At 59.3% G+C, this 7,014-nt stretch carries 8 protein-coding genes; 5 read left to right on the forward strand and 3 right to left on the reverse strand.

Annotation, left to right across the window (positions count from 1 at the left end):
- Positions 1-20: 20 nt before the first annotated feature.
- The gene (locus ACQKP2_RS22750; RefSeq protein WP_427579639.1) at positions 21-1,454 is read right to left on the reverse strand and encodes a M48 family metalloprotease; all 1,434 of its coding nucleotides are present in this window, start codon (positions 1,452-1,454) and stop codon (positions 21-23) included.
- Positions 1,455-1,552: 98 nt separating this feature from the next.
- Here ACQKP2_RS22750 and ACQKP2_RS22755 point away from each other — a divergent pair, with 98 nt between their 5' ends.
- Positions 1,553-1,792: a sulfurtransferase TusA family protein gene (locus ACQKP2_RS22755; protein ID WP_427579640.1), complete on the forward strand. Its 240-nt coding sequence runs from the start codon at positions 1,553-1,555 to the stop codon at positions 1,790-1,792.
- Positions 1,793-1,823: 31 nt separating this feature from the next.
- Positions 1,824-2,894, forward strand: a complete 1,071-nt coding sequence (locus ACQKP2_RS22760; protein ID WP_427579642.1) for an AI-2E family transporter — start codon at positions 1,824-1,826, stop codon at positions 2,892-2,894.
- Between the two features lie 121 nt (positions 2,895-3,015).
- Here ACQKP2_RS22760 and ACQKP2_RS22765 read toward each other — a convergent pair whose 3' ends face one another.
- Both ACQKP2_RS22765 and ACQKP2_RS22770 read right to left on the reverse strand, forming a co-directional pair.
- Positions 3,016-3,489, reverse strand: a complete 474-nt coding sequence (locus ACQKP2_RS22765; RefSeq protein WP_427579644.1) for a peroxiredoxin — start codon at positions 3,487-3,489, stop codon at positions 3,016-3,018.
- A gap of 10 nt (positions 3,490-3,499) precedes the next feature.
- A complete protein-coding gene (locus ACQKP2_RS22770) occupies positions 3,500-4,060 on the reverse strand; it encodes a glycine cleavage system protein R (protein ID WP_427579646.1) in 561 nt (186 codons plus the stop codon).
- Positions 4,061-4,385: 325 nt separating this feature from the next.
- Here ACQKP2_RS22770 and dapA point away from each other — a divergent pair, with 325 nt between their 5' ends.
- The 3 genes from dapA to ACQKP2_RS22785 form a co-directional block, all read left to right on the forward strand.
- Positions 4,386-5,264: a 4-hydroxy-tetrahydrodipicolinate synthase gene (dapA, locus tag ACQKP2_RS22775; RefSeq protein WP_427579647.1), complete on the forward strand. Its 879-nt coding sequence runs from the start codon at positions 4,386-4,388 to the stop codon at positions 5,262-5,264.
- 17 nt (positions 5,265-5,281) lie between these two features.
- The gene (bamC, locus tag ACQKP2_RS22780; RefSeq protein ID WP_427579649.1) at positions 5,282-6,397 is read left to right on the forward strand and encodes an outer membrane protein assembly factor BamC; all 1,116 of its coding nucleotides are present in this window, start codon (positions 5,282-5,284) and stop codon (positions 6,395-6,397) included.
- A 4-nt stretch (positions 6,398-6,401) separates the two neighbouring features.
- Positions 6,402-7,014: MBL fold metallo-hydrolase (locus ACQKP2_RS22785; RefSeq protein ID WP_427579650.1), on the forward strand; the 613-nt coding region annotated here is incomplete at its 3' end.

The raw sequence follows: 7,014 nt of genomic DNA on the forward strand, positions 1-7,014 counted from the left end.
TCAAACGTTCATCAGTGCGGTCAGCCCATCATGTCCTTGATCATGCGTTCCTGTTCCATCAGCTCCCGCTGACGAGCGTCGATCCGAGACGACAGCGGGAAGTTGCCGCCAGCCTTGCGCTTGGCGAAATCCAGCTGCTGGATGGCCTGCTTATAATCACCCACAAGGGCGAAGTATTCGGCGCGAGCCTGATGCAGGCCAATGATATTGCCCGACAGGCCGCGCGTCTCGGCCACCTGATACCAGACATCAGGGTCATCAGGCCGCGACTTGAGCAGGCCCTCCAATGCTTTCTCCGCATCGGTGGCACGGTTCTGTTTCAGTAACAGGTCCACACGCACCTGGTTCAGCGGATAGTTGCCGGGGTATTGAGCCAGCATCCGGTCCATCCGGGACTGCGCATCTGGCAGGCGATTGTTGGTGATGTCCAGATCGATTTGCGCGAGGTTGTAAATAATCTCGTTGGGCGACTTGGCCAGCAGGAGCTTGAGATTTTCCCGGGCCTCGTTCAGTTGGCCGCCCTTGATCTGTGCAATTGCCAGTCCGTAGCGAGCCACATCGTTTTTCGGGTTTTCATCCAATTGCGCGCGGAAGCGCTTGGCGCCCAAGCCAGGGGTTTCTTCGTAAATCAATTGAACGCGTGCACGAATCAGCTGATAGCGCAGGGTGTCTTCGATGCCGCCCGGTTTAGCCTGTTCGGCGCGGTTACGGGTGTCGGCGATACGCGATTCGGTCACCGGGTGAGTCAGCAGGAACTCCGGTGGCTTGGCATCGTAGCGGTACTGACGCCCAAGACGCTCGAACATGGTGGGCATCGAGCGCGGGTCGTAACCGGCCTTTTCCAGATTGAGGATGCCGATACGGTCGGCTTCCTGTTCGTTCTGGCGCGAGAAGCGTCGTTGTTCCTGAATCGCCGCCGCCTGCGTGCCGGCAATGGCTGCGATGCCGGCATCGCCGGCCCCGGCTGCGGCAACCACGATCCCGGCAAGCAGCGCGGCCATCATCGGTACTTGCATACGCTGCTGGGCTTCGACTCCCCGGGCAAAGTGACGCTGAGACAAGTGAGCCAGTTCGTGAGCCATTACCGAGGCGTATTCACCTTCGGTCTGGGCATTGAGGAACAAGCCACCATTGACCCCGACAATCCCGCCGGGTGCCGCAAAGGCGTTGAGCTGCGGGCTATTGATCAGGATGAACTCCAGGCGCCGGTCATTGACCTGGCTGGTCTCCACCAAGCGGTAAACGCTGGATTCGACATAGTCCTTGAGCTGTGGGTCATTGAGCTGCGATACCTGGCTGCGCAGCAACGCCAGCCACGCGCGACCCAACTGGTATTCCTGCTGCGGCGAGACGATGGCAGAACTGGCGTCGCCGAGTGACGGCAGGTCGTCGGCGAAGCCTGGTGAGGCGAGCAGGCACGCGAGCGTCAGCAGGGTAGGGCGCAAAAAAGTCATGCACAAAGCCTTAGTCGACAAAGACCTTACTGTAGCCGGACACCGGCGCTGCGACCAGATATTCTAGGCAACTCGACCACCTGAACCGGAGTGACGCAATGATTGACGCTGTAGCCCATGATGTTGAGCTGGACGCCAGTGGACTGAATTGCCCGTTGCCGTTGCTCAAGGCCAAGATGGAGCTCAACCGGATGGCCAGTGGCGCGATTCTCAAGGTGATTGCTACCGATGCGGGTTCGCAGCGTGACTTTCGCACCTTTGCCCGATTGGCCGGTCATACACTGCTTCATGAAGAGGATGAAGCGGGCGTGTACCGTTATTGGTTGAAAAAAGCCTGAAACCTGGGGCGTTAGTTTTTAAGGATTATTGATGTTCAAAGTGTTGCGCGACTGGATTCAGCGCTACTTCTCCGATGAAGAAGCCGTGGTTCTGGCAGTTCTGCTGTTTCTGGCGTTCACCGCCGTGCTCACGCTGGGCGGCATGCTGGCGCCTGTGTTGGCCGGGATGGTACTGGCCTACCTGATGCAAGGATTGGTGGTAACCCTTGAGCGCCTGCGCTTGCCGGGGGGCGCAGCGGTAGGGCTGGTCTTTGCACTGTTCATGGGCGTATTGCTGGTGTTCATCGTGGTGCTCGTGCCGCTGCTTTGGCATCAACTGATCACCCTGTTCAACGAGCTGCCGGGCATGCTTGCCAAATGGCAATCGTTGTTGCTGCTGCTGCCGGAGCGCTATCCGCATCTGGTGTCCGACGAGCAGGTCTTACAGGCTATCGAAGTGGCGCGAGGCGAGATTGGCAAGTTCGGGCAATGGGCGCTGACGTTCTCGCTGTCGAGCCTGCCGCTGTTGGTCAACGTCATGATTTATCTGGTGTTGGTGCCGATTCTGGTGTTTTTCTTCCTCAAAGACCGGGCAATGATCGGTGAGTGGGTGCGCGGTTATCTGCCTCGAGAGCGAGCGCTGATTACCCGCGTCGCCCACGACATGAATCGGCAGATTGCCAATTACATTCGTGGCAAGGTCATCGAGATTTTCATTTGCGGTGGCGTGACCTATATCGCGTTTGTCGTTCTGGAACTCAACTATGCAGCGCTGTTGGCGATGCTGGTGGGCGTATCGGTGGTGGTGCCCTATGTGGGCGCGGTGGTGGTCACCGTCCCGGTGTTCCTGATTGCATTGTTCCAGTGGGGCTGGAGCGATCAGTTCATCTATTTGATGGCGGTATACGGGATCATCCAGACACTGGATGGCAATGTGCTGGTGCCCTTGCTGTTTTCCGAAGCGGTTAACCTGCACCCGGTAGCGATCATTTGTGCAGTACTTCTGTTTGGCGGGTTGTGGGGATTCTGGGGCGTATTCTTCGCCATTCCCCTGGCGACCTTGTTCAAGGCAGTGCTGGACGCATGGCCACGAAAAGAGCCGATTGTGGCGCCGCTGTTATAACCAGTGGCTTTTTCGGTGGGGCTGATGGCCTCATCGCGAGCAGGCTTGCTCCCGCAGACGATGGTGGTCAATACAAAATCAGTGCCTGCTCGGCAAGGCGCCAGAGCAGGCATCAAATTGATCAGGCTTTGTCGAGGGCCTGGGCTGCAGCCAGTACCGCATCGACATGGCCGGGAACCTTCACGCCACGCCATTCATTGCGCAGTACGCCATGTTTGTCGATCAGGAACGTGCTGCGATCCACGCCCATGTATTCCTTGCCGTAAAGTTTCTTCAGCTTGATCACGTCGAAAAGCTGGCAAAGCGCTTCTTCCTTGTCACTGATCAGCTCGAAGGTGAACGCTTGTTTGGCCTTGAAGTTTTCGTGGGACTTCAGGCTGTCGCGGGATACGCCGAACACTTCGGTGTTCGCCGCCTTGAAGGCTTCGAGCTGGTCGCGAAAACCCTGGCCCTCAGTGGTGCAGCCCGGCGTGCTGTCCTTGGGGTAAAAGTAGATCACCACCTGCTTGCCTTTGAGTGCCGACAGGCTGACGGTCCTTCCGTTGGTGGCAGGCGCTTCGAAGTCGGCAACCGGTTGATCGATGACAACGGCCATGAAAGCTTCCTTACATTGGGTTTTGTGGGCGCCACGGTTCGATCAGTGCATCCAGGTTCAGCGCGTCGGCGAAGTCCAGGAACTGGTCGCGCAACCAACTGATCTGCACGCCGGCCGGCAATGTCACGGTAAACGTGGCGTTAAGCATGGTGCCGCCGGTCTGCGGTGCCTGATATGTGTCGCAGGTCAGGTTTTCCAGCTCGACGTTGTGGTCCATGAAGAACTGGCACAGCTCGTTGATGATGTCCGAGCGGTAGGCGGAGCTGACATAGGCGACGTAAGGCAGTGCCTGCGGGCGGTTCTCCAGCGCAGCGCTACGCACCACGTTGACGGTGAAGGCATGCCGCTTGGCCAGGATTGGCAGGCTGCTTTCCAGGCGAGCCAGCGCGTCCCAGCTGCCGGAGACCTCGAGTACCAATGCACTGCACTCGCCATGACGGGTCAGGCGTGAGGTGACCACGGCGCAGCGGTTTTCATGGCTGGCGCGGCACAGGACGTTGGTCAGCTCCATGGGGTTGGCGCCGAGGGCACTGATGACAAGGAATTGTTCGCGGACTGTGGGGGTGGACATGCAGCGTTCCTAAAGCGATGAGCGGTCGGTACTTCTGTCGGCTTGTTCTGCGGGTCGAGCCAACGCATGCGACCCCGGCAAGTCCCAGCGCAGGTTGCAACGTGCTCCAGTATGGCAGGAACAGGGGAAGGCAACGCTGGAATGGGGTTCGTGAGGTCGAAAATGGAGGCTGAAACCCGACGGACGAGCCCGTCAGTAGCGATCAAAGTCTGAAGGGTAGCGAAAAGCGGCGCCAAGGGGAATGGCGGCAGCACAGTACTTGGCTTGTACAAGCATCTTGGCGCCAGTACCATTACGGCTCTCTTTTTCCGGCAGGAGCGGTTGCATGATTGCGGGCAGTATGGTGGCACTGGTCACACCCATGGATGCACAAGGTCGTCTCGACTGGGACAGCCTGAGCAAACTGGTGGACTTTCACCTGCAAAACGGCACCCACGCCATCGTGGCGGTCGGCACCACAGGCGAGTCGGCCACCCTTGATGTGAACGAACACATCGAAGTCATCCGTCGCGTAGTGAAGCAGGTCAATGGCCGCATTCCGGTCATCGCCGGTACGGGCGCCAACTCGACTCGCGAGGCGATCGAGCTGACCACCAACGCGAAGACCGCTGGCGCCGACGCGTGCCTGCTGGTCACGCCTTACTACAACAAGCCGACCCAGGAAGGCCTGTACCAGCATTTCAAGGCGATTGCCGAAGCCGTCGATATCCCGCAGATCCTCTACAACGTGCCAGGCCGCACCGCGTGCGACATGCAGGCAGAAACCGTGATTCGTCTGTCGACCGTCAAGAACATCATCGGTATCAAGGAAGCTACCGGCGACCTGCAGCGCGCCAAGGCCATCATCGATGGCGTAAGCAGCAACTTCCTGGTGCTTTCGGGTGATGATGCCACAGCAGTCGAGCTGATCCTGCTGGGTGGCAAGGGCAACATTTCGGTGACCGCCAACGTCGCTCCGCGGGATATGGCCGACCTGTGCATCGCCGCCCTGAACGGTGACGCCGAAAAAGCGCGCGCCATTCATGAAAAACTGATGCCGCTCAATAAAACCCTGTTTATTGAATCCAACCCCATTCCCGTGAAATGGGCGCTGCATGAAATGGGCTTGATGCCGGACGGTATCCGTCTGCCGCTCACCTGGCTCAGTGCCGATTGTCACGAACCGCTGCGCCAGGCCATGCGCCTGTCCGGCGTCCTGGTTTAATTGAGGAAGTACAACGCATGAAGCGAATGGCCGGACTTTCCGCACTTGCCTTGATTATCTCCAGCACCAGTGGCTGTGGATGGATCTGGGGCCCGGAAGGTTATTTCCGTGACCGTGGTAGCGATTACCTGCAAGCGAAGCAGACTGCACCGATGCAACTGCCGCCGGAAATCAGCACCGCCAAGCGCCTGGATCCGCTGTTGCCAATCCCGCGCAACGTGGCCGATGACACCGACAAGGGTGAATACGTCGTCCCTCGTCCGTTGCCCCTGTCGGCAGCTGCCGAAGCCAGTGCCTATTCCCTGCAGAAGAGCGGTGATTCGCGCTGGATCCTGGCGCAGAACCCGCCTGCAGAAGCCTGGCCCGTGGCCGTGCAGTTTTTCCAGGACAACGGTTTCCGCCTGGATGAGCAACGTCCGCAAACCGGAGAGTTCACCACGACCTGGCAACATTCCGACGAGCTTTCGGCGGCCGTGGGCAAGCGTCTGAGCGCGGCCGGTGTCGCGTCTGACAGCGAAATCCGTGCCCGTGTGCGTATCGAGCCAGGCGTGCAGCGCAACACCAGTGAAGTCTACGTGGTCACCGCCGAGCGTCCTGCCGGCAGCACCGCCGATGTCGCGTTCACCAACCGTTCGGTCAATACCGGGCTTGATGCGGCACTGGTTGACGACATGCTCGCCAGCATGAGCCGTATTTCGGAGAAGGGCGGTTCGGTCTCCATGCTCGCTTCGCGTGATTTTGACGCGCCAAGCCGTGTCAGCCTGAGCGTGGATGGCAGCGGCAACCCGGTGCTGAACGTCGGCTCCGACCTGGATCGCGCCTGGTCGAGTGTGGGGCGCGCGCTGGAACAGGGCGATTGGCGTGTCGAGGACATCAACCGCAGCCTGGGCCTGTACTACATCAACCTGTCTGAAAAGGCCGAGAAGAAGGACGACAAGCCAGGTTTCTTCAGTGGCCTGTTCGGTGGCAAGCCGAACAAGGAAGAAGTTGAAGCCCGCGCCGAGCGTTATCAGGTTCGCCTGAGCAAGGTTGGCGACAGTGTTCAGGTCACCGTCGAGAAGAACATCAACACCGTTGCGCCGGCAGACGTGGCGCGTAAAGTGTTGAGCAAGATTCAAGACAACCTGGGCTGACCCTATGCGTTTCGCCGTTCTCGGCAGCGGTAGTCAAGGGAACGGCACGCTGGTAGCCAGTGCTGATACGTATGTGCTGGTCGATTGTGGTTTTTCCTTGAGGGAAACCGAAAAACGCCTGCTGCGCCTGGGTGTAGACCCTGCTCGGCTGAACGCGATTCTTGTGACCCACGAACATGCCGACCACGTGCATGGCGTGGGTTTGCTGTCTCGGCGCTACAATCTGCCTGTCTACCTCAGTCGCGGGACCTTGCGCGGGATGCGCAAACCCGTCGAGCCCGCGGGTTTTCTGGCGGGCGGTGAGCAACTGCGGATCGGCGACCTGAACATCGACGTCATTGCCGTGGCCCACGATGCACAGGAGCCGACGCAGTATGTATTCGGTGACGGTGAACGGCGCTTCGGCCTGTTGACCGACCTGGGTTCCTACTGTGACAAGGTACTGGACGGCTATCGGGATCTCGATGCATTGATGATCGAAGCCAACCATTGCCGTGACATGCTGGCTCGCGGTCACTATCCGTACTTTCTCAAGCAACGGGTGGGCGGCGAGCTGGGACATTTGAACAACCATCAGGCGGCATTCCTGGTGGCCGAGTTGGGCTGGCAAGGCCTGC

It is taken from the genome of Pseudomonas sp. NPDC089569 (genome assembly GCF_050280625.1).
GTDB lineage: Bacteria > Pseudomonadota > Gammaproteobacteria > Pseudomonadales > Pseudomonadaceae > Aquipseudomonas.